Below are 26,131 nucleotides of genomic sequence, written 5' to 3'. Positions count from 1 at the left end.
CCGCGCTTCGCGCAGCCGCTGAGCTAACCCACCCTACGGCACCGCGCGCACTCACATTGCAATGACGTGATCGTCGATCTCGTCGATCCGGTTGACGCCGCACAGGCCCATCGTGGTGAGCAGCTCCTTCTGGATGATGTCGATCGCCTTGGCGACGCCGGCCTGGCCGCCGGCACCGAGGCCATAGGCATAGGCGCGGCCGATCATGCAGGACTTCGCGCCGAGCGCGAGCGCGCGCATCACGTCCTGGCCGGAGCGGATGCCGCCGTCGAACATGATCTCCATCCTGTCGCCGACCGCGTCCGCGATCTCCGGTAGGACCTCGATCGAGGACGGCGCGCCGTCGAGCTGGCGGCCACCATGGTTGGAGACGACGAGCGCCTGCGCGCCGGTCTTGGCGGCTTCCTCGGCGTCCTCGACGTCGAGGATGCCCTTGATGATGAGCTTGCCCGGCCAGATGCTGCGGACCCACTCGACGTCCTTCCAGTTCAACGAGGTGTCGAACTGCGAGGCGGTCCACTCGGCGAGGCGGTTGAGATCCTCGGTGTTCTTCACGTGTCCGGCGATGTTGCCGAAGGTACGGCGCTTGCCCTGCAGCACGCCGGAAACCCAGGCCGGCTTGCTGGCGAAGTCGAGCAGCTTCGACAGCGACCATTCGGGCGGCACCGTCATGCCGTTCTTGATGTCGGCGTGGCGCTGGCCGATCACCTGCAGGTCGACCGTGAGCACCAGCGCGCTGCACTTGGCAGCCATCGCGCGCTGGATCAATTCCTTGATGAAGCCGCGGTCCTTCATCACGTAGAGCTGGAACCAGAACGGCTTCTCGACACTGGCGGCGATGTCCTCGATCGAGCAGATCGACATGGTCGATTGCGTGAACGGGATGCCGGCGGCCTGCGCAGCGCGGCAGGCGTGGATCTCGCCGTCGCCGTGCTGCATGCCGAGCAGGCCGACCGGCGCGAGGATCAGCGGCATGGTCGAGGGCTCGCCGAGGATCGTGGTCGAGGTATCGCGCTTGGAGACGTCGACCAGGATGCGCTGGCGGAACTTGATCGCCTGCATGTCCTCGCGGTTGGCGCGCAGCGTCTCCTCGGCATAGGAGCCGCGGTCGCAATAGTCGAAGAACGCCTTCGGCACGCGGCGCTGATGCAGCGTGCGAAGATCGTCGATACAGGTAATATGCTTCATGTCGTTTCCCCGGCCCGTCATGTCCCAACAGTCTTGCATCGGAAGATTTCGGGGTCATCTAGCATGGTTGGATGCACAGCCAAATCGTTTGCAGAACGTTTTGGAAGGAGAGCGCCAAGGAGAGCGTCATGACGAAGCCGCACGCGCCACCTTCGCCGGAAGAGATCAAGGAGAAGCACGATCTCGAGGAGGCGCTGGAAGAGGGACTGGAGGAGACCTTCCCGGGCTCAGATCCAGTCAATGTCACCCAGCCGGCCCCGAGCCGCGCCGACAGCCATGTGAAGCGCTCGGATTAGGCGAGTTCCGCCGCTTTTCGCTGGTCACGCAGGAATTACAATGTTAACAATATGTTATCGGGGCGGTCGCGGCGCCGGTTCCGTAACGATTCATCATATTTTTTGAAGCCAAGTTAGCCGCGATAGCTTTATAAGACCTCGGCAAATCAGGGATGCGGGTCCCGTTGGGGCAGCCCGTGGTTGTAGAGGGGACTCCCTGGTTGTTGCTTGGGGGACGATATGAGCCGCAAATATTTCGGGACGGACGGGATTAGGGGCCGCGCCAACGGACTGATCACGCCGGAACTCGCGCTCAAGGTCGGCCAGGCCGCGGGCCTTGCGTTTCAGCGCGGCGACCACCGCCACCGGGTCGTGATCGGCAAGGACACCCGCCTGTCCGGCTACATGATCGAATACGCCATGGTCGCAGGCTTCACCTCGGTCGGCATGGACGTGCTGCTGGTCGGCCCGATGCCGACGCCGGCGGTCGCGATGCTGACCAAGTCGATGCGCGCCGATCTCGGCGTCATGATCTCCGCCTCGCACAATCTGTTCGAGGACAACGGCATCAAGCTGTTCGGGCCGCAGGGCTTCAAGCTCTCCGACGACGTCGAGCGGCAGATCGAGCAGCTGCTCGACGAATCCCTCGACAAGCGGCTCGCGCAGAGCGCGAGCTTGGGCCGCGCCCGCCGTATCGACGGCGTGCATGACCGCTACATCGAGTTCGCCAAGCGCACGCTGCCGCGCGACCTTTCGCTCGAGGGCCTGCGCGTCGTGATCGATTGCGCCAACGGCGCCGCCTACAAGGTGGTGCCCGAAGCGCTGTGGGAATTGGGCGCCGACGTGGTGCCGATCGGCGTCGAGCCCGATGGCTTCAACATCAACAAGGATTGCGGCTCGACCTCGCCGGAGGCGCTGTCGAAGAAGGTACGCGAGATGCGCGCCGACATCGGCATCGCGCTGGACGGCGACGCCGATCGCGTCATCCTGGTCGACGAGCGCGGCCATGTCGTCGACGGCGACCAGCTGCTCGCGGTGATCGCGCAGAGCTGGAAGGAGGACGGACGCCTCTCGCGCCCCGGCATCGTCGCCACGGTGATGTCCAATCTCGGCCTGGAGCGCTTCCTCAAAGGGCAGGGGCTCGATCTCGTGCGCACGCCGGTCGGCGACCGCTACGTGCTCGAGCAGATGCTGAACGGCGGCTACAATCTCGGCGGCGAGCAGTCCGGCCACATCATCCTGTCCGATTACGCCACGACGGGTGACGGTTTCGTCGCGGCGTTGCAGGTGCTCGCCGTGGTGCAGAAGCTGCGCCGTCCGGTGTCGGAAGTCTGCCACCGCTTCGATCCGCTGCCGCAGATCCTCAAGAACGTCCGCCACAAGGGCGGCAAGCCGCTCGACGATTCCGACGTCAAGTCGGCGATCTCCGACGGCGAGAAGCGCCTCAACGGCCACGGCCGTCTCTTGATCCGCTCCTCCGGCACCGAGCCCGTGATCCGCGTCATGGGCGAAGGCGAGGATCGTCACCTCGTCGAGGACGTCGTCGACACCATCGTTCTGGCATTGGGGCAGGCGGCGGCGTAAGGCGCGATCGTAGACCGGATGGAGCGCAGAGCATCGTAGAGCCTGTGAGCCAATTCGTTTTGTTTCGGCTTCGGCATCAAGGGGTGGTATCGCCCCTTGATGGGGGAAGCCGGCGGCGTCAGGCTGTTGGTTATCTATGCTTTTGCGAGACGATGCCCTTGCAGGATGTTGTTGGTGAGGGCGTACCAGAGCACGACGGCACGGACCTTCTCGATGCCGCGCACGGTCAGTTGCCTGAGGTCCCAGTTGCGCCAGCGGGCATGGATGCATTCGCAGATGGTACGGGCCTGGTACTGTGCCTTGCCGGCTTCGCTGGCCATGCGAGCACGCCAGGCCGCTATGCCAGGACCGTCGCTGCTCCGGGGTAAGAAGGGATCGACACCGCTCCTGGATTGGGGCGGTGGACAGTAAACCTCGATGCCCTCGCCATGCGCCCATTCGATGTCGTCGCCAGTGCAGAACCCGCCATCGGCGAGGTAGCGGCGTGGCAAGCGCTTCAGCCGAGCGCGCGTTCGCTCCAGCATCGGGCGCATCAAGCCACGATCTGAGCCGCTGTTGTCGACATCGATCGCGACCACGATCAGTTCGCCAGCCGCGCTAGCCACCTGCACATTATAGGCCGGACGGAAGCCGGCATCGGCCATCTTCATCACCCTGGCCTGCGGGTCGGTGGTGGAGGCCCGAGGCTCCTTCGGCTTCTTGCCATTGCCGCCCTTGTCGTCGAGCTGTTTTCGCTTGCGCTTGATCTCGGCCAGCGCGGCCTGCGCGGCTTGCACCCGCTCGCTGCGTTCGCGCGCCGCCCGCTCTTTGGCGGCCCGGATCCGCCGATTGCTGGCTTCCGGGTCCGCATCGACCTCGCGCTTGAGCTCTTCCACAATGGCCTCGGCCTGCGCCATCTGCCGATCCAGCGTCGCCTCCCGCCGGAAAGATCCGGTCCCGGCATTCGCTCGTATCCGCACCCCGTCCTGGGTCAGCTTCTCCAGATCGACCAGCCCTGCCTCGTTCAGGGCCACCAGATGTTCAACCAGCAAACGGTCGAGCAAGTCGGCACAGCCGACCCGGAAGTCCGACAGCCCGTGATGGTTCAACGACACGCCACCGCAGAGCCAGCGGTAGACGTCGTGGCTGTCGCAGAGCCGGTCCAGCGCCCGCGCGCTGCCAACGGCATCGCTCGCGGCGTACAGCCAAAGCGCCAGCAACAACCGTGGCGATGGCGCCGGATGGCCCGGCCTGTTTTCCCGTGCCTTGACGCGATCTTCCAGCTCGCTCAGGTCCAGCCCTTCGACATAAGCCCAGATCACCCGCGCTGGATGATCCTGCCCGATCAGGCTGTCGATATCGACCGCTCGCAATTCGACCTGATTGCGCACAGGCTCGCGCAGCCGAGGTGCGCCTTGCGGCACCGCTTCGGTTCGTGCCGACTGCTCCGGCAATTCACCAAAAAGTCCGTCGTCAGCCATCATCCTCTCCAGCAGATCAGTCTGCCCAGAGAATCACATTCGTCTGACGCGCGGTACAAAAGATTCACAGTCTCGTAGGGTGGGCAAAGCGAAGCGTGCCCACGCGTCTGTCGCCGTATCGGAAAGATCGTGGGCACGGCGCAAGGGCGCCTTTGCCCACCCTACGATATCCGACTCGCGGGGAGGGCCTCGCGCATCCCAGCCATTTGCGATTGACGGTGGTTTCACCGCGGCTTGCATCGTAATGAGCGGTTGCTGCGGTTCGCCGCGCCTGCCGGGATTGCCGCCTTGAACAAGCCTGTCGTCGTCTCAGAGGAAACGCTGACCGAGCCCGTCGTCGTCGCCGACGTGGCGCCGGCCGCTGCCAAGGCGGCGGGGCCGGCTTACCTCGTGCTCGCCGGCATCAGCGTCTCGCACTTCCTCAACGACACCATGCAGTCGCTGATCGCCTCGGTGTATCCGATCCTGAAGGACACCTACGCGCTCGACTTCGCGCAGATCGGCATGATCACGCTGGCCTTCCAGTTCACGGCCTCGCTGCTGCAGCCGGTGGTCGGGCACTACACCGACAAGAAGGCGCAGCCCTATTCGCTGGCGTTCGGCATGGCCTCGACCTTCTTCGGCCTGCTGCTGCTCAGCGTCGCGCACCAATATCTCGTCATTCTCGTTGCCGCCGCGCTGGTCGGACTCGGCTCGGCGGTGTTTCACCCGGAATCGGCGCGCATCGCGCGGCTCGCTTCCGGCGGCCGCTATGGTTTTGCGCAATCGGTGTTTCAGCTCGGCGGCAGTTTCGGGACCTCGATGGGGCCGGTGCTCGCTGCGTTGATCGTGGTGCCGTTCGGGCAGGGCAGCATCGCCTGGTTCTCATCGATCGCGTTTCTCGCGATCCTCATTCTCTGGCGTATCGGGCGCTGGTACGCGCCGCAGATCACGACGAAGCCGGCGGCGGCCGCCGACACCCATCCGGGCGCGCCGAGCTCGCGTCGCGTCGCGCTCGCGCTTCTCGTGCTGGTCGCGCTGTTGTTCTCCAAGCAGCTCTACGTCTCGAGCCTGTCGAGCTATTACATTTTCTACCTGATCGACCGTTTCGGCGTGTCGACGCAGGCGGCCCAGATCTATCTCTTCGTCTTCCTGGCGGCGAACGCCGTGGGTGCGTTTCTCGGCGGTCCCCTGGGCGACCGCTTCGGCCGCAAGATCGTGATCTGGATCTCGATCCTCGGCGCGCTGCCGTTCACCCTGGCGCTGCCCTATGCCGGGCTCGTTGCCAGCGCCGTGCTCAGCGTCGCGATCGGCCTGATCATCTCCTCGACGACGTCGTCGATCATCGTGTTCGCGCAGGAGCTGGTGCCGCATCGCTTCGGCATGATCTCCGGCGTGTTCTTCGGCGTCGCCTTCGGCATCGGGGGCCTGGGCGCGGCCGTGCTCGGCAAGCTCGCCGACCACCTCGATCGAGTTCGTCTACCAGGTCTGCGCCTGGCTGCCGGCGATCGGGTTGCTCGCGGTATTCCTGCCCAAGCTGCCGCGGCACGTGCGTTAACGCATCCTCTCTTGCCGCGTTGCGGCTTCACACATCGTTAGGGAATGCGGCGCCGATGTCGCATTTTGCGCGGCAATTTTGCAACGCTCGCGCGGCGCGCGCGTGTAGGGTCAGAAAAAATCAACCTTAAAAATTAGGGTTAAGTGGCGCTTAAGCATTTGCTGGCATCGTCCTCCCCGTGAGTTTCCAGAACGTGAGGCGCCCGTATTTTGCCTCACCGGCCATAAGGACGAAGCCAATGCGTAGCGTTAAGTCTCTCCTTGCCGCGGGTGCGGCGACCCTGATCTCGTCGATGGCGTTCGCCGCCGACATGCCGATCGCCGCTCCCCCTCCCATGTACGCGCCGCCGGCTCCGCCCGCCGACTTCGGCGGCTGGTATCTGCGCGGCGACATCGGCATGACCAACCAGAGCGCCAAGCGCATCGAGAGCACCCTGCCGGCAGGGTTCACGAAGACGACAGAGGGCCTCGGCTTCGACTCATCCCCGCTGTTCGATCTCGGCGTCGGCTATCGCTTCAACAACTGGTTCCGCGCCGACGTGATCGGCCAGTACCGCGGCAAAGCCAATCTGCACGGCAGCGATAACGTCGTTGGGCCCGGCTTCGTGGGCGTCAACAACTACACCGGCAGCAAGTCCGAGTGGGTCGTGATGGCCAACGCCTATGTCGATCTCGGCACCTGGTGGTGCGTCACGCCGTTCATCGGCGCGGGCGTCGGCGGCTCCTACAACAAGATCAGCGGCTTCCGGGACGACGGCGTGTCCTTCAACCCGTTGCTCAGCAACAGCGTCGCCTACTTCGCCGATAACGGAAAGTGGAACTTCGCCTGGGCCGCTCATGCCGGTCTCGCCTACAAGGTCAATCCCGGGTTCACCGTCGAACTGGCCTACAGCTACATGAATCTCGGCGATGCGGCGCCCGGCAACTTCCGCTTGTTCGACAACAGCGCCTCCGGCCCGACCTCGATCAAGATCAAGGAGCTCACCTCGCACGACGTCAAGCTCGGTGTGCGCTGGGATCTCAACAGCCCGCCGGCCTACGTGCCGCCGCCGCCGCTGGTCACCAAGGGCTGATCGGAAGGCGGATCGGTTAGGACTTCTTAACGGCGCGGGATCATCCCGCGCCGTTTTGCTTTGCGTATTTTTCATGGCGAGCATCGACCAAAGCGCCCGCCGCAACCATTGGTTAAGGTTAACGGGCGATGATCATCGCAACAGTTCGAGTCCGATGGAGCGTGGTGATGCGTAGGCTGGTGTTGGCAGCGGCGATGTTGGGGACGGTATCGGCCGCGCAAGCGGCTGACATGCCGGACCTGCCCGTGCTGCGCGGCGGCTTCACCGACGGTCTGTCGAAGACGACCCGTAATTGGGATGGCCCCTACGCTGGCGGTCACTTCGGTTACACGACCGACTCGACCGATTTCGGCCAGAGCGTGGTCGGCCTGACCAACTACATCTTTCGTGACAGCGTGCTTCAGCAGCCGACCGCGTCATGGTCGCTCCTCAGCAAGAACACGGCACAGAGCACGAATTTCGGTGGGTTCGTTGGCCGCAACTGGCAATGGTACGACGCGGTGCTTGGTCTCGAAGGTACCTACACCTACTTCAACAACCTCAAGACCGCGTCGACCGGCTCCAACGCTCTCGACATCATCAACCCGCCTGGCGACACGGTGCCGCCAGGTGCCTTCAATCATTGGAACGTGACTCTGACCGGGGCCGCCACGGCTCAAGTCAAAGATATGGTCACGTTGCGTGGGCGCATGGGCTGGGATGGTGGTGACTTCATGCCGTATGTCTTCGGCGGCGCTGCCGTCGGCCGCATGGATGTTTCCCGCACGGTATCCAGCAACGTAACCCTGCGTACCGATACGACCACGACAGACCTATTAGGTAACACCATAATCGTGCCAGGAACGACTAATCCCGTTCCAGCTCAGTCGCAAACGCAGGGTCAGCACAAGACCAACGCCTTCGTGGTCGGCTGGACCGCCGGCATCGGACTCGAATATTGCCTGTGGGGTGGCTTGTTCGCGCGAATTGAATATGAGTACGTGCAGTTCTCGCCCGTCATGAACACGTCGGTGACGCTGAACAACGCGCATGTCGGCCTCGGCTACAAGTTTTGAGCCCTTCCTGCCTGGTTGACAAGTTTCTCGCCCCCTGATGCTCTGTCGTTCCGAAAGCGGGGCGGCAGCGATGAAGATCTATGGCGACAGCAATTCCGGAAACTGTCTCAAGGTGAAGTGGGTCTGCGACAAGCTCGCATTGCCCTACCAGTGGATCGAGATCGACACCCGCAAGGGCGAGACGCGCACGCCGCAATTCCTGAAGATGAACGGCGCCGGCCAGGTGCCGACCGTTGCATTCGGCGACGGCCGCACGCTGGCGCAGTCCAACGCCATCATCCGCTATCTCGCCCGTGACAGCGCGCTCGTTCCGCGCGACGCCTTCACGGCGGCCAAGATGGACGAATGGCTGTTCTGGGAGCAGTACAGCCACGAGCCCTACATCGCGGTGTGCCGCTTCCTCATGGTCTATCTCGGCAAGGACGCCTCCGAGCTCGATCCTGAAAAGGTCAAGCGCGGCTATGCGGCGCTCGATCGCATGGAGCAACATCTCTCATCCAGCCGCTTCTTCGCCGGTGACGAGGTGTCGCTCGCCGACGTGTCGCTGCTCGCCTATACCCGCCTCGCGCATGAAGGCGCCTTCGACCTTGGCCGCTATGCGTCCGTCCGCCGCTGGATCAGCGAAGTCGAAGCGTTTCTCGGCCTACCGCCGGCGCGTTGAATCCGGAGCTGTCTGACATGAGCGCCGAAACGGTCTCCATCCGTCCCGCGCGCCGCGAGGACGTCGCCGCGATCGTGGCGATGCTCGCCGACGATCATCTCGGCCGCGCGCGCGAGCGCGTGGAGGATCCGTTGCCCGCCGCCTATTACGACGCATTCGCGCGGGTCGAGCGCGATCCAAATCTCACGCTGGTGGTTGCCGAGAGCGCGGGCAGGGTGGTCGGCTGCCTGCAGCTCGCGATCCTGCCGGGCCTGAGCTCGCAAGGCGGATCGCGCGGCCTGCTTGAGGACGTTCGCGTTGCCGCTGATTGTCGCAGCCGCGGCATCGGCGAGCGATTGGTGCAATGGGCCGTGACGGAAGCAAAGGCGCGCGGCTGCAATCTCGTCGAGCTTCTGACGCATCAGACGCGCGTCGATGCGCAGCGCTTCTACGAGCGGCTCGGTTTTGCGGCGAGTCACGTCGGCATGACTGTCCGCTTTTGATGCAGCACCACGCGGCCGTTGCGCAATCAGCGAAATCGGATCGCGCGTTCGTTCATGTTAAGAGCCGGTAAACTACCCAGCCGTCGTTCACGTTGATGAAGGAACGAACGGTGCTACGCAGCGTCAGGCACCGAGCTCGGTCGGTTCGGGGATTTCGATGACAAGCTATTCCATCATCAAGGTCGGCAACGATTACGTCGTGCAGGCCAATGACAAATGCATTTTGAAGGTCGGCAGCCGCCGCAAGGCCGCGCAATTGATCAGCGAAGCCACGGACTTGCTGAATGCGCTCGCTGTCGTCGAATCCCCTGATATTGCACCGGAAGCGCCATCATTGGCGCGTGGGGCCCCCGAACTTCCTTGACGGACCTTCCCGATTCCCGTATCAGCCGCGGCGGGACACCTCCCCCCAACGGGAGGCTTACTATCTGGAAGGGTAGATCATGACTGTAGCGAAGCCCGCTTCGCGGCCGAACGTGCCGCATTTCTCCTCCGGCCCCTGCGCCAAGCGCCCCGGCTGGAACGCCCAAAATCTCAAGGACGCAGCCCTCGGCCGCTCGCATCGCGCGAAGATCGGCAAGACCAAGCTCAAGCTCGCCATCGACCTCACCCGCGAAGTGCTCGAGGTCCCCGCCGATTACCGCATCGGCATCGTGCCGGCCTCCGATACCGGCGCGGTCGAGATGGCGCTGTGGTCGCTGCTCGGCGCACGGCCCGTCACCACGCTCGCCTGGGAATCCTTCGGCGAGGGCTGGGTCAGCGATATCGTCAAGGAATTGAAGCTCAAGGACGTCACCAAGCTCAATGCGGCTTACGGTGAGATCCCCGATCTGTCGAAGGTCGATCCCAAGAGCGACGTCGTCTTCACCTGGAACGGCACCACCTCCGGCGTGCGCGTGCCTGATGCCAACTGGATCAGCGCGAGCCGCGAAGGCCTGACCATCTGCGATGCGACGTCCGCCGCGTTTGCGCAAGCTCTCGACTGGGCCAAGCTCGACGTCGTCACCTTCTCCTGGCAGAAGGCGCTCGGCGGCGAGGCCGCGCACGGCATGCTGATCCTGTCGCCCCGTGCGGTGGAGCGGCTCGAGACCTACAAGCCGGCCTGGCCGCTGCCGAAGATCTTCCGCATGACCAAGGGCGGCAAGCTCAATGAAGGCATCTTCGTCGGCGAGACCATCAACACGCCGTCGATGCTCTGCGTCGAGGATTATCTCGATGCGCTGAACTGGGCCAAGTCGATCGGCGGTCTCAAGGCGCTGATCGCGCGCGCCGACGCCAACACCAAGGTGCTCGCCGACTGGAAGGCGAAGACGCCCTGGATCGACTTCCTGGCCAAGGACGCCTCGATCCGCTCCAACACCTCGGTGTGCCTGAAGTTCACCGATCCCGCGATCACCTCGCTCTCCGAGGACGCGCAGGCGGAGTTCAGCAAGAAGCTGGTGGCCCTCGTCGAGAAGGAAGGCGCAGGCTACGACTTCGCTTATTACCGCGACGCGCCGGCGGGCCTGCGCATCTGGTGCGGCGCCACGGTGGAAGCAAAGGACGTCGAGCTGCTGACGCAGTGGATCGACTGGGCCTTCGCCGAGACCAAGGCCACGCTAGCCAAAGCAGCGTAAGTTCTTACCCTCCCCTGGAGGGGGAGGGTCGACGCACCGTCAGGTGCGGCGGGGTGGGGTGATCTCTCCACACGGCGCACCGGCAATTTTCTTTGTTGCAGCTTCACCCCACCCCGGCGCTTCGCGCCGACCCTCCCCCTCCAGGGGAGGGTGTGAAGGACACATCCCCATGACCAAACCCAAAGTTCTCATTTCCGACGCCCTCTCGCCCGCTGCCGTGCAGATCTTCAAAGATCGCGGCGTCGAGGTCGACTTCCAGCCCAATCTCGGCAAGGACAAGGACAAGCTCGCCGAGATCATCGGCAATTACGACGGCCTTGCGATCCGCTCCGCGACCAAGGCGACCGCCAAGATCCTCGAGAAGGCGACGAAGCTGAAGGTGATCGGCCGCGCCGGCATCGGCGTCGACAATGTCGAGATCCCGGCCGCCACGGCCAAGGGCATCATCGTGATGAACACGCCGTTCGGCAATTCGATCACGACCGCCGAGCACGCCATCACGCTGATGCTCGCGCTCGCCCGCGAGATCCCGCAGGCCGACGCCTCGACCCAGGCCGGCAAGTGGGAGAAGAACCGCTTCATGGGCGTCGAGATCACCGGCAAGGTGCTGGGCGTCGTCGGCTGCGGCAATATCGGCTCGATCGTCGCCGACCGCGCGCTTGGCCTGCGCATGAAGGTGATCGCGTTCGATCCGTTCCTGTCGCCGGAGCGCGCCAAGGACATCGGTGTCGAGAAGGTCGAGCTCGACGATCTGCTCAAGCGCGCCGACTTCATCACGCTGCACACGCCGCTGACCGAGAAGACCAGGAACATCATCGATGGGGCCGCGATCGCCAAGATGAAGAAGGGCGTGCGCCTGATCAACTGCGCCCGCGGCGGCCTCGTCGACGAGCAGGCGGTGGTCGAAGCGCTCAACGCCAAGCACATTGCGGGCGCCGCCTTCGACGTCTTCGTCGAGGAGCCCGCGACCAAGAACGTGCTGTTCGGCCATCCCAACGTGATCTGCACGCCGCATCTCGGCGCCTCCACCACGGAAGCCCAGGAGAATGTCGCGCTGCAAGTCGCCGAGCAGATGTCGGATTACCTGCTCACCGGCGCGATCTCGAACGCGGTCAACTTCCCCTCGATCACGGCGGAAGAAGCCCCGAAGCTGAAGCCGTTCATCGCGCTTGCCGAGAAGCTCGGCTCGTTCGCCGGCCAGCTCACCGAGAGCGGCATCCTCAAGGTCGAGATCACCTATGAAGGCCACGTCGCCGAGATGAAGATCAAGGCGATCACCTCCGCGGTGCTGTCGGGTCTGCTGCGCCCGATGCTTGGCGAGGTCAACGTCGTGTCGGCGCCGGTCGTCGCCAAGGAGCGCGGCATGGTGGTGGACGAGATCGTCCGCGCCGCCCAGAGCGACTATGAGAGCCTGATCACCGTCACCGTCGCGACCGAACGCCAGGAGCGCTCGGTCTCCGGTACCGTCTATCACGACGGCAAGCCGCGCCTCGTCGACGTCAAGGGCATCCGGGTCGATGCCGAGTTCGGCAAGTCGATGATCTACGTCACCAACGAGGACAAGCCCGGCTTCATCGGCAAGTTCGCGGGGCTTCTGGGCGACGCCAAGATCAACATCGCCACCTTCCATCTCGGCCGTGTCGCCCCCGGCAGCGATGCCATTGCGCTGGTCGAGGTCGACGGTGTGGTGCCGGCCGACGTGCTCGCCAAGGTGCAGGCCCTGCCGCAGGTCAAGCAGGCCAAGGCGCTGACGTTTTGATCTTCACCTCTCCCGCTGGGGAGAGGTGACACAGCAGGCCAACAGAGTCGAATTTCCTTCGCCCCCTTACAGACATATTCCGACCCGCGGAACAACGCCGCTTCCTTCGCCGGGAGGCGGCGTTTTATTTTCCCGCGACCTCCTGACTTTGTGTACCAATGGCGCGGAGAAAATCTCGTACCAACGCTCCGTTCAAAATCGTTCGACAAGGGAGAAAACAATGCGTGAAGCCGTCATCGTTTCCTATGCGCGCACGGGCCTCGCGAAATCCGGCCGCGGCGGGTTCAACATCACGCCGCCGATGTCGCTCGCGGCCCACGCCATTCACCACGCGGTGGACCGCGCCGGGGTCGAGAAGGACTATGTCGAGGATTGCTATCTCGGCAATTGCGCCCATGGCGCGCCGAACATCGGCCGCCAGGCCGCGCTGCTCGCCGGCCTGCCGAAGACCACGGCCGGCGTGTCGGTGAACCGCTTCTGCTCCTCGGGCCTGCAGACCATCGCGATGGCCGCGAACTCGATCCGCTCCGACGGCGCCGATTGCATCGTCGCCGGCGGCGTCGAGAGCATCTCGATTCCGGGCGGCGGCTCGCCGAAGGAATCGATCGATCCGGAGCTGCTCAAGGTCGCCCCCGACATCTTCATGGCGATGATCGACACCGCCGACATCGTCGCCGAGCGCTACAAGCTCAGCCGTGAATATCAGGACGAGTTCTCGCTGGAATCGCAGCGCCGCATGGCCGCGGCGCAGCAGGCGAACAAGTTCAAGGACGAGATCGTCCCGATGAAGACCAAGATGAAGGTCGTCGACAAGCAGACCAAGGCCGAGTCGATCGTCGACTACGTCGTCGATCGCGACGAATGCAATCGCCCCGACACCACGATGGAAGGTCTGGCAAAGCTCGAGCCGGTGAAGGGCCCGGGCAAGTTCGTCACCGCCGGCAACGCCAGCCAGCTCTCCGACGGCGCCGCCGCCGTGGTGCTGATGGAAGCCAAGGACGCCGAGAAGCGCGGCCTCAAGCCGCTCGGCCGCTTCGTCGCCTGGGCCACCGCCGGCTGCGAGCCGGACGAGATGGGCATCGGTCCTGTCTTCGCGATTCCGAAGCTCTTGAAGCGCACCGGCCTCAAGATCGACGACATCGACCTGTGGGAGCTCAACGAGGCCTTCGCCAGCCAGTGCCTGTATTGCCGCGACCAGCTCGGCATCGATCCCGCCAAGTACAACGTCAACGGCGGCTCGATCGCGATCGGCCATCCCTTCGGCATGACCGGCGCCCGTCTCACCGGCCACCTGCTGCAGGAAGGCGCCCGCCGCAAGGCCAAGTGGGGCGTGGTGACGATGTGCATCGGCGGCGGCCAGGGCGGCGCCGGCCTGTTCGAGATCTACAGCTGATCCAGGCCGCAGCAATGCAAAAGGGCACGGCGCCGCAAGCGCCGTGCTTTTTTTTGCTCGAGCTGTATCCCCATCGTCATTGCGAGCGAAGCGAAGCAATCCAGAGTCTCACCGCGGAGGCAGTCTGGATTGCTTCGCTTCGCTCGCAATGACGGAGGACGAAGGCGATAGCCGTCGCGCCTACGCCCCCGCCAGCGCCGGCGCGAGCACCACCTCGATCAGCGTGCCGTGGCCGGCGCTCTTGATGTTGAACCGCGCGCGGTTGGCTTCGACCAGCGCTTTCGTCAGCGACAGGCTCAGTGCCGAGCTGTCGGCGGCGTCCCCCGGCGGCGGGGTGCGGAACGGCTCCATGGCGGCGGCGACCTCGCGCTCGGAAAGGCCATGGCCGGTGTCGCGGATGCGCAATGCGATCTCGCCGCGATCGGTCAGCGCGGTCGAGACGATGACCTGGCCGCCGGCGCTGGCAAGCCGGATCGAGTTCGAGATCAGGTTCATGGTGATCTGCCGCATCGCGCGCGCATCCACGCTCACCTGCGGCAGCGCATGGGCGAGCGAGGTGCGGATGATGATGCGCTCGCGATTGGCCTGCGGCTGCATCACCGTCACGCAGGCTTCGACCAGGTCGTTGAGGTTCAGATTCGAAAAATTCAGGTCGAGCTTGCCGGTCTCGATCCGCGACAGCTCCAGCAAATCGTCGATGATGGCGATGACGCGCTCGCCGGACGCGCGGATGTCCTTCATGTATTCGCCGTAGCGCTCGTTGCCGAGCGTGCCGAAGCGCTCGGAGATCATCACCTCGGCAAAGCCGATGATGGCGTTGAGCGGCGTGCGGATCTCGTGGCTGATCCGCGCCAGCATGTCGGCCTTGGCATTCGCCGCACCGTCGACGAGGCGGCGGGCCTGGGTCAATTCGCTCTCGCCCTTCTTGGCGTGCGAGAGATCGCGGAACACGGCGAAGAAGTTCGGCCCTTCGGGGCGCGTGCGGCCCATGATCATCGCGAGCGGGATGACGCCGCCCTTCTTCTCGCGGCCCAGCACCTCGCGGCCGTGATCGAGCAGGCTGGAGATATCCTGGCTCTTCAGGCTTTGCAGATAATCGGCGACGATTTGCTGGCTCTCCGGCGCGAACAGCGTCAGCAGATTCTGCTGCAGCAGCGCCTCGCCGTCATAGCCGAACAGCGCCTCCGCGCTACGATTGCAGGCGTGGATGTTGCCTTCGGCATCGAACATCACGATGCCCTCGGCCGTGGTGTCGAGGATGGCGGCGAGATCCTCGGCCTCGGCTTCGCCGGCCGCTGGCTCCGCGTCAGCTGCGTCAGATTCTGCTGCCACCACGGTCTCTGCAACGGCAGCCGCGGCGATCGGTGCCGCCTCCGGCAGCGCGCAGATCAGTGCATGCGCGCCGTCACCGTCCCAGTCGATGGTGTGCAGATGCGCTTCCGTCGTCGGAAGCGGTGCGTCGCCATTCGCAACCGCCGCGCTGATCGTCACAGGTGTGCCGCCTTGCGAGGTGCTGCTGGCCGCCGACACGCCCGGCTCGACATAGAGCGCATCCAGCCCGCCGGCATGCTCCAGCGCGGTCAGGCTGTCATAGCCCATGCGCGCGAGGAAGGCGGGATTGGCGTAGAGCAGGCGGTCGAGCCGGTAGATCAGGATGCCCGTCGGCAACAGGTCGAGCAGCGTGCGGTCGCGCGCGCTCGCGCCGCGCGGCGGCGGTGCGGGCGCGGTCAGCCATTCGGCTGCGGCCTGCGGCGCCTCCTGCTCGGGCACTGGCGCTTCGGCTGTGATTTCCGCCACCGGCTCGGTCGCGTCGGTGGCGATGCTCTCGCGCTCGCGTTCGAGCCGCTCGGACAATTGCCGCGCGAGCTCGTTGAACGCGCTGTTCTCGACCGGCGTCAGCGTCGGAGACCGCGCATCGCCGTGCGGGCGGAACGGCACGACATTGGGAGGCGTTTCCACGGGCGTGTCCAGTTCGGTTGGGTGTGAAGTCGTCTCGCTTGTGGGCTCGGGCAGGTCGGGCTCGGCTTGCGGCTCGGGCTCGGATGGCGCGATCGGCGGCGGCGCCGCCACTGCTTCGCCCTCAACCTCTGCTTCGGCCGCCGCTTCAGGCTTGGCTTGCGGCTCGGCCTCCGCATCGGGCGCGACGGCCTCAGTGGAGCGATCCTGCGCCGGCGGGTCGACGAGCAGCTCGAAGCGCCTGAGCGCCTCGAGCCGGTTGAGCGCATCGAGATCGCGGCAGACACCAAAGCCGCGGAAGCCGGCGAAGTTGCGGTTGCGGTCGTAGACCGGCAGGCCCGCGAGCTCGACCGGAATGTGCTCGCCGCCGTCGGCCGGCCAGTTCACTGTGATGCCGGCCCAGGTGTCCTGGCTTTCGAGCGCCTTGGCCACGCGCCCTTCGGGATCGAGCGAAAACGCCTCGGCGATCTCGCGCCAGGGGCGGCCGAAGCCGGCGGCCGTGTGCGTGCCCATCAGGCGGATGAAGTCATCGGAGCCGAGCGCAAAGCGGCCCTCTTCATCCATCTGCCAGAGGAAGCGCAGCGGATGCTGACGCGGTGCGGCCGGCTCTTGCTGGCCCGAAGAATCATGGCCTGAAGAGTGCTGGCCTGAAGAGTGCTGGCCCGAAGTCGGCTCGACCATGCCCGCATTGATCGGCGCGGGCTGCGGCGACACAATGGCTTGCGGCTGGTTTTCAACCGGAGTTTTGGGCGCCTCAGGGACATCAGGCGCGTTCGTCTCGACCGGTGCCTCGGCCGGCTCGGCGAAAGCATCGAACAGCGCGATCGCAGACGGCGCCTCATCCGGCAGCGCAGGCTGCGCGTGATCCGGCACTGGGTCCGGCCGTGCGACGGGCGTGACCTCCGGCGCGGCATCGCGCGCCGCTGTGGTGGCGCCCGGCTCGATCAGCGCGACCAGGCCGACATCGGCGCCTTGGCCGACCCGTTGCAGCACCATCTGGCCGATGCCGATCGGCGTTGCGGCGCGGCCGCTTGCCAGCGCATCGCTGCGCGCCCGGTCGAGCCCGGCCTCGAACAGATCGCGGAAGCCGAGCAGGGCGTGCGCGGCCTCGCTCGCGCCGACGAACAGCCCGTCCGGCGCGAATGCCGCCATCGGCACCTTGGCCCCGGCGACCAGCCGATGCAGCCGCTCCACCAACGGCATCGTGCGCAGCGTCGGGTCCATCGCGATGACGAGCACGGCATGGCCGCCATCGGCAAAGTCGAGCCGCGCGCAAGCACAGGTCATCAGCGCCCCTAGCCGGGCGCCGAAGCCGCGCAGCCGTTCGAGCCGCATGGCGCCGCCTCCCGGCAGCTGCCGGGCGAGCCGGACGACCTGGCGGCGATGGCTGTCGGCGGGGCCGAACACCTTGTCCGCGAGCCCTGCGCTGTTGGCCGCGCCGAACAGTTTTGCGCCGACCGGATTGGCCCACAGCACGCGCGCGCCGTCGGTCGACCACAGCCAGGCCGGCAGGGCAGAGGTCGCATGCACGGCCAGACGCGGATCGCCCACCCCTCGCAACTGGAAATCCGAACGCGTCATCAGGCCGGCTGCATCTCACGCTTCACGTGTGGCGGCTGCCGGGAATGACAGCCTTAAGAAAGGGTTAGTATCGCCCGGAAGGCGCGACCAGGTCCACGGCCCAAAGCCGGCAAGCGCCCCCCAAGCGGCGATAACCTTAATCGCGCCCACCTCGCAAGCCGAGCCGATGTTGCATCCAAGGGATTCCTGGGTTGGGGAGGGGCGCGCGGCATGCGCGCTGCCATCCTCCCCTGGAGGGGGAGGATTGGTTCGCACGCAGCGAAGCGGAGAGCGAACCGAGGTGGAGTGACAGTCTCTCCCCACGGGCGGTCCCCGAGTGGAGAGATCACCCCACCCCGCCCGCGCTTCGCGCGATCGACCCACGGGCGAGCTACGCTCGTCCCGGACCCTCCAGGGGAGGGTAAGGAAGCCGCTCGCCTCCGTGCCTCTTGGGCCCCTCAACCCCCGGTTCCCCGCCTCCGGAACCTCATCCTCCCCGAGATTAAATTTCGCACCGCACGTCTCTGCCGCGTTGCGATGCACAATGTTGACATGATAGGCAGTCATAGTGCTTGGCGCTGGGCGAGCCATCTCGATTGTTTCGCGTTTCCAGTCTTCGTTCCCGCTCAATGCGAGGGCCCATGATGGGGGCCGGCGGGCGCGCCAGAAGGCTCACTCCATTTTTTCAATTAGCGTGAGGGACCAACATGACAGGTGCGACTGATCCGTTTTCTGCCTCGATCATCCCGTTCGAGGTTCCCGAGCAGATGCGTGCGTTCGCCGAGAAGGGCGCGGCGCAGGCCCGCGAGAACTACGCCAAGTTCAAGGACGCCGCCGAGACCCACAACGGCACCGTCGAGGCCGTCTTCACCTCCGCCTCCAAGGGCGCGAGCGAGTACACCGCCAAGCTGGTCGAGTTCATGAAGGCCAATTCGAGCGCCCAGCTCGACTTCGCCCAGCAGCTGTTCGGCGCCAAGTCGCCGACGGAAGCGATGGAGCTGTGGACCGGCCACGCCCGCAAGCAGCTCGAGACCTACCAGGCCCAGGCCAAGCGCTGGTCGAGCTCACCCAGCGCGTCGCCGCCGAGACCGCCGAGCCGATCAAGGCCAGCGCCTCGAAGTACTATCCGTCCGCCGCCTGAGCGGTCGGATTGGTGTGAGATGCGAAGCCCGGGCCAAAAGGCCCGGGTTTTTTCTTTTGAAATGGGTTCGCTCCGCTCGCGCCCAGCAATCCGTCCACCTCTCCCCGCCGGGGAGAGGTGATCCCGCCCGGCAGATCGACCTGTTTTCCTCGCGCTGAAGAGGCCAAATAACGGGTTTTGCGGCCTTGCCAAACCGGGCCGTTGCACCTAGTTTCCGCCCCGTCCAGCCCCCTCAGGCATCAGGCCTTTTCAGGCAGCCCAAGGCGCGGCTCGCAAGGATGCAGTTGTAGCTCAGTTGGTTAGAGCGCCTGTCTGTGGAACAGGAGGTCGGTGGTTCGAGCCCACCCAACTGTACCAGCGGGATCAAATCCCTAGCAGAAGTGACCCCAATATCGGGCTAGGGTGAAGAACGCCGCCCTTTGGTTGCGTTCGCGCTGCGGGCGCTTTCTCCGCAACCATGGCGCGAAGCGTTGAAACTCACATCATTCAGTTTACATTTTGCGCTAAGGTGACGCGCAATGGCTATCGCCCAGAAAAAAGAAAGAGCGCCGTTCAATCGCGACGTCCTTCAATGGGCGCGGAAGCGCGTGCGTCTGTCCGTGGAGAGCGCTGCGAAAGGAGCCGGGGTAACGCCCGATCACATACAGCGATGGGAGGCAGGCGCAGACCTCCCAACCGTGAAGCAAGCCCGTAAGCTAGCGAATGTCTACGACGTGCCGTTTATGGAGCTTCTGTCCAAGGAGCAGCCGCAGATAAAGGAGCTGCAACTGGTTCCGGATTTTCGGCTCCATTCAGAAGCCGAGGCTCCAAATGAGCAATACGAACTTCTACTAATCCAGGCAGAGGCCGAACAGACACGCCTCAATGCGCTCGACCTCTACGAAATTCTGGGAATCAAACCGCCCGTCCTTGACAGCTCATTCTACTGGCCCCTTGGGAAAAACCATGAAGCGGCGGCGGCGACTGTTCGCGAAGCGCTGAAGCTACCGATGGATGAGCAGTATTCGCGCAAGGGTAACGATAAGGCCAAGTTCGTCAGCGCATTCCGGGACTACCTAGAACGCGCGGGCATCATAACTATGAAGAATTCGGGTCTAGCGGCCTTCGGCGCGAGAGGCATGTGTCTCTTTGCAAGTCCTCTGCCCGTACTCGTCTTCAGCAAGGAAGCTCCAACCGCACAGGCTTTCACGCTTGCACATGAGCTCGGACACGTGGTCCTTAAGGAGAGTGGGATCAGTGGTCCAATAGGATCAGCGCCAAGCAAGACGCGGGCGCGGTCGGTAGAGGATTGGTGCGACGGCTTTGCGGGCGCATTCCTAATGCCCAAAACCGAAGTCGTTCGGCTACTCCAGCCAGTGCCGCGTCGACCAGAGCGCAGCATAGACGACGGAAAGATTGCAGCCGTGGCTAACGCATTCTGTGTGAGTCGACACGCTGCACTAGTTCGGCTCGTTGAGCTCGGTTACGTCGATCAAGATTTCTACTGGCGCGTAAAGAGACCTCAATTCCTTCAGCAAGAGAAGGAATTCAAGGGCGGCGGTCGTCCCGAATACTATGGTTCAAGATTTCGGTCATCCCGTGGTGACCTTTACACTGGACTTGTCCTTGAGGCGTGGTCCAACGGAATGATCACGAACCACAATGCGGCAGAATTTATGGGCATCAAAAATCTTGCCCACCTCGATGACATCCGAAATCATTTTAGAACCTGATGAAGAGATATTGCCTCGACACATCGGGGTTGAGCAACCCTCTGGAGTTCATGCCAGAGGACATCCATCCAACTATATGGGCGAAAATCGCTGGATTAGTTGTAGACGGGACGTTTGCTGTGACCGTCGAGATATTCGAAGAGCTCGAACACCTTCCCGGTCCGATTGGAGAGTGCATCAAGAATAACGCAATCGCACTTCAGATGGAAATAGAGGAAGAGAGCTGGGACTGGAAGACGTATGTGGCTCACTACGAGGAGATGAAGGTCCGACACGCGGCCGCCATCTCTGAGTACAATGGCAATCGGAAGGGTACTATCGGATTGAACGATCTAACGATCATTGCCCTGGCGAAGACTCTTGGACTTCCTGTTATCAGCAGTGAAAAGAAAACGAACGTAGATCAGGATAGCAGCAAACGACAAAAGATCCCTGATATTTGCGACAAGGAAGGTGTGATCCACCTCAGTTTCAACGACCTACTTCGCGCGGAAGGGATCAAGAACTAGGTGATCGGGTGGCAGTACATAAACCCCGATGCTGCAGAGCGCGTGCTATCTGGGGCGTTGGTCAAGATCAATTTGGTAGACCGTCATCCTAATTGCGCTTCCGTGCGTATCAACCGAGCTGCGGGTCCTTGCAGTTGTGCGACTGGAAGAATTCTGCAGGGACTCGCTCTTTCCCCCAGATTTTGTTGCCAGCCCTTCGCGGATTCGCGCGGAAATGCTCATTCCTTTCCTCAAAATATCGGTCGATCGCCGCTCTTGCCTCGTCAGGCGAATGGTAGTTGCTATTGTGAATGATGGCGCGTGCCATGCCGCTAAAGACCGATTCAATGACGTTGAGAAACTGCGCCCGAGCGGGCAACGGTGCGATCACTACTGTAGGCCCGACGATCCGGCTGTTGTGATCCTCTACCGCTTGGCTCAGCTCCTTCGAGATGTGCCAAGAGGCGGCGTCCCAAGACAGATAGATGCATCTGCAATTCTCGTATTGATCGAGCAGAATCTTCATCATCCGGATCATTTCGGCCGTGTTCTTCTTCTCGCTATAGAAGTGCGTTACCTGATTGGACGAAAGCTCGATTGCCGCCGTCAGCGTGACCTTTCCCCGAGATTTTTGCCATTGCTGAACGAGCGGCCGTTCGCCGGGACCCGTAAGCGATTTCCCGGGCTGGTGCTTGATGGCAAAGGGCCCAAACTCGTCGATTGAGAAGAATGCTTCGTCGGGGGCAAGGTTGCTTAAGATCGACTTGATGCGATCGAGCTTCTGAGAAAATTCCGGGTCGTTCGAGGTCAGCACGACGCGGGCTTTGCGCCACTTGTAACCCGAAGAGTTTATGATCTTGCGGACCGTATCCTCGCTCACTGGCTGTCCTTGCAGCGTGAGGACACCAGCAAGATCGACAACCCTCCATGTGGTGCGGTTGATCCCGAATCCGCTTGGCGGCCGGTGCAGAGTGTCAAAAAGGGCGTTCTTGAGTTCTTCTCTATCAAATTTTCGCGCAGGACTTCGGCGCCGCGCGAACAATGCATCCGCACCTCCTTCCGTGTAGATGCGAAGACACCGCCGCCAAGTGACAGGACTTAGCCCGATCAGTCCACACAACTTGCTTTGTCGAACACCGAGCCAATGTGTTATTAGCACTATGGCTCGCCTGCGGTCGAGTATCCGTCCGCTCAGCAAATGCTCGCCGACAATGCGGAGATCGAATCTGTCGATAGTGGGAGGCATCTTCGCCTTCCAGCACGCGGGCAGCTCGCCGGCTGGGTCGCCCGCGAGACGGGCGATCGCGGCCATAGCGTCCGCAGAGCTCAGTGCACCTCTTCGTGAGAGGATAGTTGAGATTGTCGATGGAGCCGGGATTCTTGCTCGACCGCTTTTGCGAAGTTCGCCCGCGATCCGCCGGGCGCCCCAGAGCGGATGAAGCGCCCGGACCGACAAGACTTCGTCCTCGATTTCTGCTGGCGTTCTCGAAGGATGGTGCCGAGGCCGCCGGGAGCGATCCTGATACCCATCAGACCCCATTGTACGAACACGCGCGAGCAGCTTGTAAGCCGTTTTGGGGCTGACGTTGAACTTGCGACAGAGGGCTCGGATGTTTGCGTGAGGCGAATTGGCTAAAGCGACAAACTCCTGCTTCGCCTCAATGAGCGTTCTGGATGTCCACGGCATGCTCTCCTCCATCGCTTGATGTTAAGAGCCGCAGCTGTTCTGAGTCAGCACAAGCGAGGGTCGCGTACCGATTTACACTGTACGCGGTCGCGCCGGCCACCGCGATCGTCGGCAGACGAGCCTCAATTCAGTCTCATCCCCCCTCACCCAATCACCGCCTTGATCTGCGCGGTATCCGCAAACTCGATCAGCTCGACGATCTTGCCATCCTGAAATCTGAACAGGTCCAGGATCTCGGTGCTGAAAGTCTTTCCGCCTGGATTGTATCGAACGAGAACCCGGGAATGGACTGCGACGCGACCGCCGTCGACGAGCTCGGCGAGGATCTCGCGGCTTTCGAAGCCGAAGGTGTCAGTGAACTGAGTGAAAGCCGCGCGCAGGGTCGGGTGCCCCTCCATGCGCCCCGTCAGTTCGAGCGCGCCCTTGTCGCCCATCAAGGTGAAGTGGCCCTCGGGATGAAAAGCCGTCACCAAGCCTTCGATGTCGCCCCTGCCGCGCGCGGCGTAGGCGGTCCTGATCGATGCAAGCATCTCTTCGCGCTGTGCCATGTGCCCCTCCCTGCAATGTGTATCGGGGCAGCCTAGCGACCTTTGCGTGCAAAGGCAAAATGATTGGAACCGTGCTGCGCGACCTCACCTCGCTACCACCTACACCACCACCGGCAACGTCACCGCCGCCAGCAGCGTCCCCAGCGCCACTGCGCCCGACACCGGGTTCACCAGCCGCTGATAGTGCACGCAAAAATGTACGCATTCGCGCCGGTCGGCATCGCCGCGAACTGCACGATGACGCCGGCGGCAGGGTCGAGCAATCTTGCCAGACGAACGCAGCGACTGGTATTGCCGAAAGCTGGAGCGGCATCACCAAAATGCTCAGCCGCTCGCTCTTCACCTCGCGCGAAACGAATAGATGCCGAGCTTGATCAGCGCCGGCGGCGAGCCTGAGTGCGCAAAGGATGTGATGATTGTTCGGAAGACTGCCGAGATTGCAGGTCGTGCATCACGTAAGGCAGTCGATCTTACTCTTTGGGGCGCGGCCTCAAACTCTTTTCGACGAAAGCGAGGACAGTGTAAACTGTTTCACAGCAGCGGGCTTGCTGCAATCTTAAGATCGTCCTGCACTTCTACGTTCTTGCGCGGCTCATCCGTACAAGATGTCGCTCTCTGTTGAAACAACGAGGAGCATGAAGATGAAGACGTTTCTTGCAACGAGATCTCCATTCCTGATCGTCGCCACTCTTGCAGTCTGCATCGGCACTGCGCGTGCCGATGTCATCATGGACTGGAACGCGAAAGCAGATGCGATTGCCGCCGAAAAGAAGGTGCTGCCTGTGCCACAGGCCCGCACGATGTCGATGCTTCACGTTGCCATGTTCGAGGCCGTCAACGCGATCGACAGGCGATACACGCCATACAAGCTGGATCTCGTAGCAGACCGCTCCACGTCCAAGGAAGCCGCAGCGTCGACTGCGGCTTACAACATTCTTCTGACGATCTATCCGGACCAGAAATCTGCCCTTGATGCGGCGTTGATTGCATCGCTTTCCGGCATTCCGGACACGGAGGGAAAGGCGAATGGAATCGAGCTTGGAAAGCTTGCCGCTTCCGGCGTGATAGCGTTGCGCAGGGATGACGGCAGTGACGTCCAGGAGACTTATCGTCCCTATACTGCCCCGGGGACCTATGTGCCGACGGTGGTGCCGATCGGCACGACGGCTGGAGGAATGTCCCCTTGGGTCATGACATCGGTCTCACAATTCCGTCCAGCGCCACCACCGGCGCTTGATTCCGAGACCTGGACCAGAGACGTCAACGAAATTCGGGAGCTCGGCGCTCGCAACAGCACCACCCGAACGGCAGAGCAGACCGCGATCGGACGAGTCTGGTTTCTGGTCGGGCCTCCCAGCTTCAATCCAATCGTCCGGCAGGTCGCCTTGGCCAAGCACATGGACGTCGTTGACTGCTCGCGCCTCTTCGCCCTCACCGAGATCGCTGCGAACGACGCAATCGTTGCCGTCCTTGATGCGAAGTATCATTACAACTTCTGGCGGCCTGTAACGGCCATACGCAACGCGGACATCACGCACAACCCGATGACGCCACGCGAAGCGTCCTGGTTGCCGCTGGGTGAAACGCCGTTGCATCCCGAATACCCCTGCGCCCACTGCATCGTATCGGCGGCGGTTTCCACGGTTCTCCGGTCCATCGCCGGCGACGAGGTCGGAGAGCTAACGATGACCAGCCCTACTGCGCCAGGGGTGACTCGCAAATGGACCAAGCTCCAGGATTATAGCGATGAGGTCGCAAATGCCCGCATCTATGCCGGTTTCCATTACCGTTTCTCGACGGAGGTCGGAAAGGACATGGGCCGTAAGATCGGTGACTTGACTGTCGGGACACAGCTTCGCGGGCTGGAAGCGCGAGCTGAGCCGAAGCAGTAAGCTGCTTCGCAGCCTCTCAGGTTGAGGCTCACCTGCATGGCTGCGCATCGAAACTGTTGCCGCGCATGCCGTCCTCATCCTGAGGGCCCGCGAAGCGGGCGTCTCGAAGGATGCGCCGCAGGGGACTCAGCCTCAACGCCGCTACGACCCCAGCTCGATGATCCGCCGCGCCATCCGCACGTTGGCATAGTCGATCATCTTGCCGTCCAGCGTCACCGCACCCTGTCCCAGCGCTTCGGCCTGCTCCATGGCCTCGACCACCCGCCGCGCCTGGGCCAGCTCCTCGTCCGAGGGCGTGAAGGCGCGCAGCGTCGGCTCGATCTGGTCGGGATGGATCACCTGCTTGCCGTCAAAGCCCATCGCCGCGGCCTTTTGCGCGCTGGCCTCGGTCAGCCTGGCATCGCGGAACGCGCCGCAGGGGCCGTCGATCGCGCGCAGGCCGCACGCGCGCGCGGCGACCAGCAGGCGCATCATGGGGTAGGCGAACAGGTCGAGCGGCGCGGCAGCGTAGCCGCTTTGCGCTGATCCGACATGGCGATAGCCATCCGGCGAAATGCCGATGTCGGAGGTGCGGGCGCCGAGCGAGGCTGCGAGGTCGCCAACGCCGAGATGCAGCGCGGCGACGCTGTCGTTGCAGGCGGCGAGGGCGTCGACATTGACGAGACCGAGCGCCGTCTCGATCAGCAGCTCGAGCGCGACAGGCGCGGCGCGATCCGGCGCCGCCGTGCGCAGCTGATCGGCGATGGCGACGATGTCGCTCACCCGCTCTGCCTTCGGCACGATCACAGCATCCAGCCGGGGCAGGGCCGCCAGGGCGCGAATCTCCTCGGCGATGAAGGAGCTGTCGACCGCATTGAGCCTGACCGCGACGTGCTTGTGGCCCCAGTCAAGCGAGGACAGCGCGCGGGCGGCTTCCTCACGCGCAACGCCCTTCTCGCCTGGCGGCACGGCGTCTTCGAGGTCCATGAACACCGCGTCCGCCGATGAGGCCGCCGCCTTGGCGACGAGACGGGCGCGATGTGCGGGAACGGCGAGATAAGCCCGCGTCGGCCGGAGCGAAGCCAT

General features: G+C 63.5%; 19 protein-coding genes, 1 tRNA gene and 2 pseudogenes. 16 read left to right on the top strand and 6 right to left on the bottom strand.

All coding sequences use genetic code 11. The annotated features are described in order from the left end of the window. Positions 1-51: 51 nt before the first annotated feature. Entirely contained in the window at positions 52-1,188 is a 1,137-nt protein-coding gene (locus AB7M16_RS13785; protein ID WP_453944215.1) for an alpha-hydroxy acid oxidase, read from the bottom strand. Positions 1,189-1,316: 128 nt separating this feature from the next. Between AB7M16_RS13785 and AB7M16_RS13780 the strand changes: the two genes are divergently transcribed. Then, positions 1,317-1,484, top strand: a complete 168-nt coding sequence (locus tag AB7M16_RS13780; RefSeq protein WP_172788715.1) for a hypothetical protein — start codon at positions 1,317-1,319, stop codon at positions 1,482-1,484. A 219-nt stretch (positions 1,485-1,703) separates the two neighbouring features. Beyond that, positions 1,704-3,047, top strand: a complete 1,344-nt coding sequence (gene glmM, locus AB7M16_RS13775; protein ID WP_260380953.1) for a phosphoglucosamine mutase — start codon at positions 1,704-1,706, stop codon at positions 3,045-3,047. Positions 3,048-3,181: 134 nt separating this feature from the next. Here glmM and AB7M16_RS13770 read toward each other — a convergent pair whose 3' ends face one another. After that, on the bottom strand, positions 3,182-4,510 hold the full coding sequence (locus AB7M16_RS13770) for an IS1182 family transposase (RefSeq protein WP_212257604.1): 1,329 nt from the start codon (positions 4,508-4,510) through the stop codon (positions 3,182-3,184). 285 nt (positions 4,511-4,795) lie between these two features. Here AB7M16_RS13770 and AB7M16_RS13765 point away from each other — a divergent pair. The 9 genes and pseudogenes from AB7M16_RS13765 to AB7M16_RS13725 all read left to right on the top strand — a co-directional run bounded on the left by AB7M16_RS13765 (position 4,796) and on the right by AB7M16_RS13725 (position 14,082). After that, positions 4,796-6,044: pseudogene (locus AB7M16_RS13765) on the top strand (MFS transporter). Between the two features lie 238 nt (positions 6,045-6,282). Then, positions 6,283-7,116 carry an outer membrane protein gene (locus AB7M16_RS13760; protein ID WP_172788712.1) on the top strand — a complete coding sequence of 278 codons (834 nt, stop codon included), beginning with the start codon at positions 6,283-6,285 and terminating at the stop codon, positions 7,114-7,116. Positions 7,117-7,283: 167 nt separating this feature from the next. After that, the gene (locus AB7M16_RS13755) at positions 7,284-8,171 is read left to right on the top strand and encodes an outer membrane protein (protein ID WP_172788711.1); all 888 of its coding nucleotides are present in this window, start codon (positions 7,284-7,286) and stop codon (positions 8,169-8,171) included. 70 nt (positions 8,172-8,241) lie between these two features. Further along, complete coding sequence (locus AB7M16_RS13750; RefSeq protein ID WP_453944214.1) at positions 8,242-8,832, top strand: glutathione S-transferase family protein; 591 nt, start codon at positions 8,242-8,244, stop codon at positions 8,830-8,832. Positions 8,833-8,849: 17 nt separating this feature from the next. Further along, a complete protein-coding gene (locus AB7M16_RS13745; RefSeq protein WP_453944213.1) occupies positions 8,850-9,314 on the top strand; it encodes a GNAT family N-acetyltransferase in 465 nt (154 codons plus the stop codon). 157 nt (positions 9,315-9,471) lie between these two features. Continuing rightward, a complete protein-coding gene (locus AB7M16_RS13740; RefSeq protein ID WP_439364627.1) occupies positions 9,472-9,678 on the top strand; it encodes a hypothetical protein in 207 nt (68 codons plus the stop codon). Positions 9,679-9,757: 79 nt separating this feature from the next. Further along, positions 9,758-10,930: a phosphoserine transaminase gene (locus tag AB7M16_RS13735; protein ID WP_260380949.1), complete on the top strand. Its 1,173-nt coding sequence runs from the start codon at positions 9,758-9,760 to the stop codon at positions 10,928-10,930. Positions 10,931-11,099: 169 nt separating this feature from the next. Next, on the top strand, positions 11,100-12,689 hold the full coding sequence (gene serA / locus AB7M16_RS13730) for a phosphoglycerate dehydrogenase (protein WP_453944212.1): 1,590 nt from the start codon (positions 11,100-11,102) through the stop codon (positions 12,687-12,689). A 220-nt stretch (positions 12,690-12,909) separates the two neighbouring features. Next, positions 12,910-14,082: a thiolase family protein gene (locus tag AB7M16_RS13725; protein WP_172788976.1), complete on the top strand. Its 1,173-nt coding sequence runs from the start codon at positions 12,910-12,912 to the stop codon at positions 14,080-14,082. A gap of 180 nt (positions 14,083-14,262) precedes the next feature. Here the strand turns inward: AB7M16_RS13725 and AB7M16_RS13720 are convergent, their stop codons facing one another. Beyond that, entirely contained in the window at positions 14,263-17,619 is a 3,357-nt protein-coding gene (locus AB7M16_RS13720) for a PAS domain S-box protein (RefSeq protein ID WP_453944211.1), read from the bottom strand. Between the two features lie 686 nt (positions 17,620-18,305). Here AB7M16_RS13720 and AB7M16_RS13715 point away from each other — a divergent pair. The 4 genes and pseudogenes from AB7M16_RS13715 to AB7M16_RS13700 all read left to right on the top strand — a co-directional run bounded on the left by AB7M16_RS13715 (position 18,306) and on the right by AB7M16_RS13700 (position 20,960). Further along, positions 18,306-18,739, top strand: a pseudogene (locus AB7M16_RS13715) (phasin). A gap of 280 nt (positions 18,740-19,019) precedes the next feature. Further along, a tRNA-His gene (locus AB7M16_RS13710) sits at positions 19,020-19,096 on the top strand. Positions 19,097-19,257: 161 nt separating this feature from the next. After that, on the top strand, positions 19,258-20,451 hold the full coding sequence (locus AB7M16_RS13705; protein ID WP_439364625.1) for an ImmA/IrrE family metallo-endopeptidase: 1,194 nt from the start codon (positions 19,258-19,260) through the stop codon (positions 20,449-20,451). Then, positions 20,451-20,960 carry a DUF4411 family protein gene (locus AB7M16_RS13700; RefSeq protein ID WP_257187539.1) on the top strand — a complete coding sequence of 170 codons (510 nt, stop codon included), beginning with the start codon at positions 20,451-20,453 and terminating at the stop codon, positions 20,958-20,960. Before AB7M16_RS13705 ends, AB7M16_RS13700 begins: the two co-directional genes overlap by 1 nt. Before the next feature lie 109 nt (positions 20,961-21,069). Here the strand turns inward: AB7M16_RS13700 and AB7M16_RS13695 are convergent, their stop codons facing one another. Both AB7M16_RS13695 and AB7M16_RS13690 read right to left on the bottom strand, forming a co-directional pair. Further along, the gene (locus AB7M16_RS13695; RefSeq protein WP_439364624.1) at positions 21,070-22,626 is read right to left on the bottom strand and encodes an IS630 family transposase; all 1,557 of its coding nucleotides are present in this window, start codon (positions 22,624-22,626) and stop codon (positions 21,070-21,072) included. Between the two features lie 143 nt (positions 22,627-22,769). Then, the gene (locus tag AB7M16_RS13690; protein ID WP_453944210.1) at positions 22,770-23,174 is read right to left on the bottom strand and encodes a nuclear transport factor 2 family protein; all 405 of its coding nucleotides are present in this window, start codon (positions 23,172-23,174) and stop codon (positions 22,770-22,772) included. A 635-nt stretch (positions 23,175-23,809) separates the two neighbouring features. On the opposite strand from AB7M16_RS13690, the gene AB7M16_RS13685 reads away from it, so the two are divergent. Beyond that, on the top strand, positions 23,810-25,066 hold the full coding sequence (locus AB7M16_RS13685; RefSeq protein WP_453944209.1) for a vanadium-dependent haloperoxidase: 1,257 nt from the start codon (positions 23,810-23,812) through the stop codon (positions 25,064-25,066). A 141-nt stretch (positions 25,067-25,207) separates the two neighbouring features. Here AB7M16_RS13685 and AB7M16_RS13680 read toward each other — a convergent pair whose 3' ends face one another. Further along, entirely contained in the window at positions 25,208-26,131 is a 924-nt protein-coding gene (locus tag AB7M16_RS13680; protein WP_453944208.1) for an HpcH/HpaI aldolase/citrate lyase family protein, read from the bottom strand.

This window comes from Bradyrhizobium sp. USDA 372, assembly GCF_053629095.1.
The sequence above is the reverse complement of the archived record's forward strand: the minus strand, read 5'-3'. Positions and strand labels throughout refer to the sequence as shown.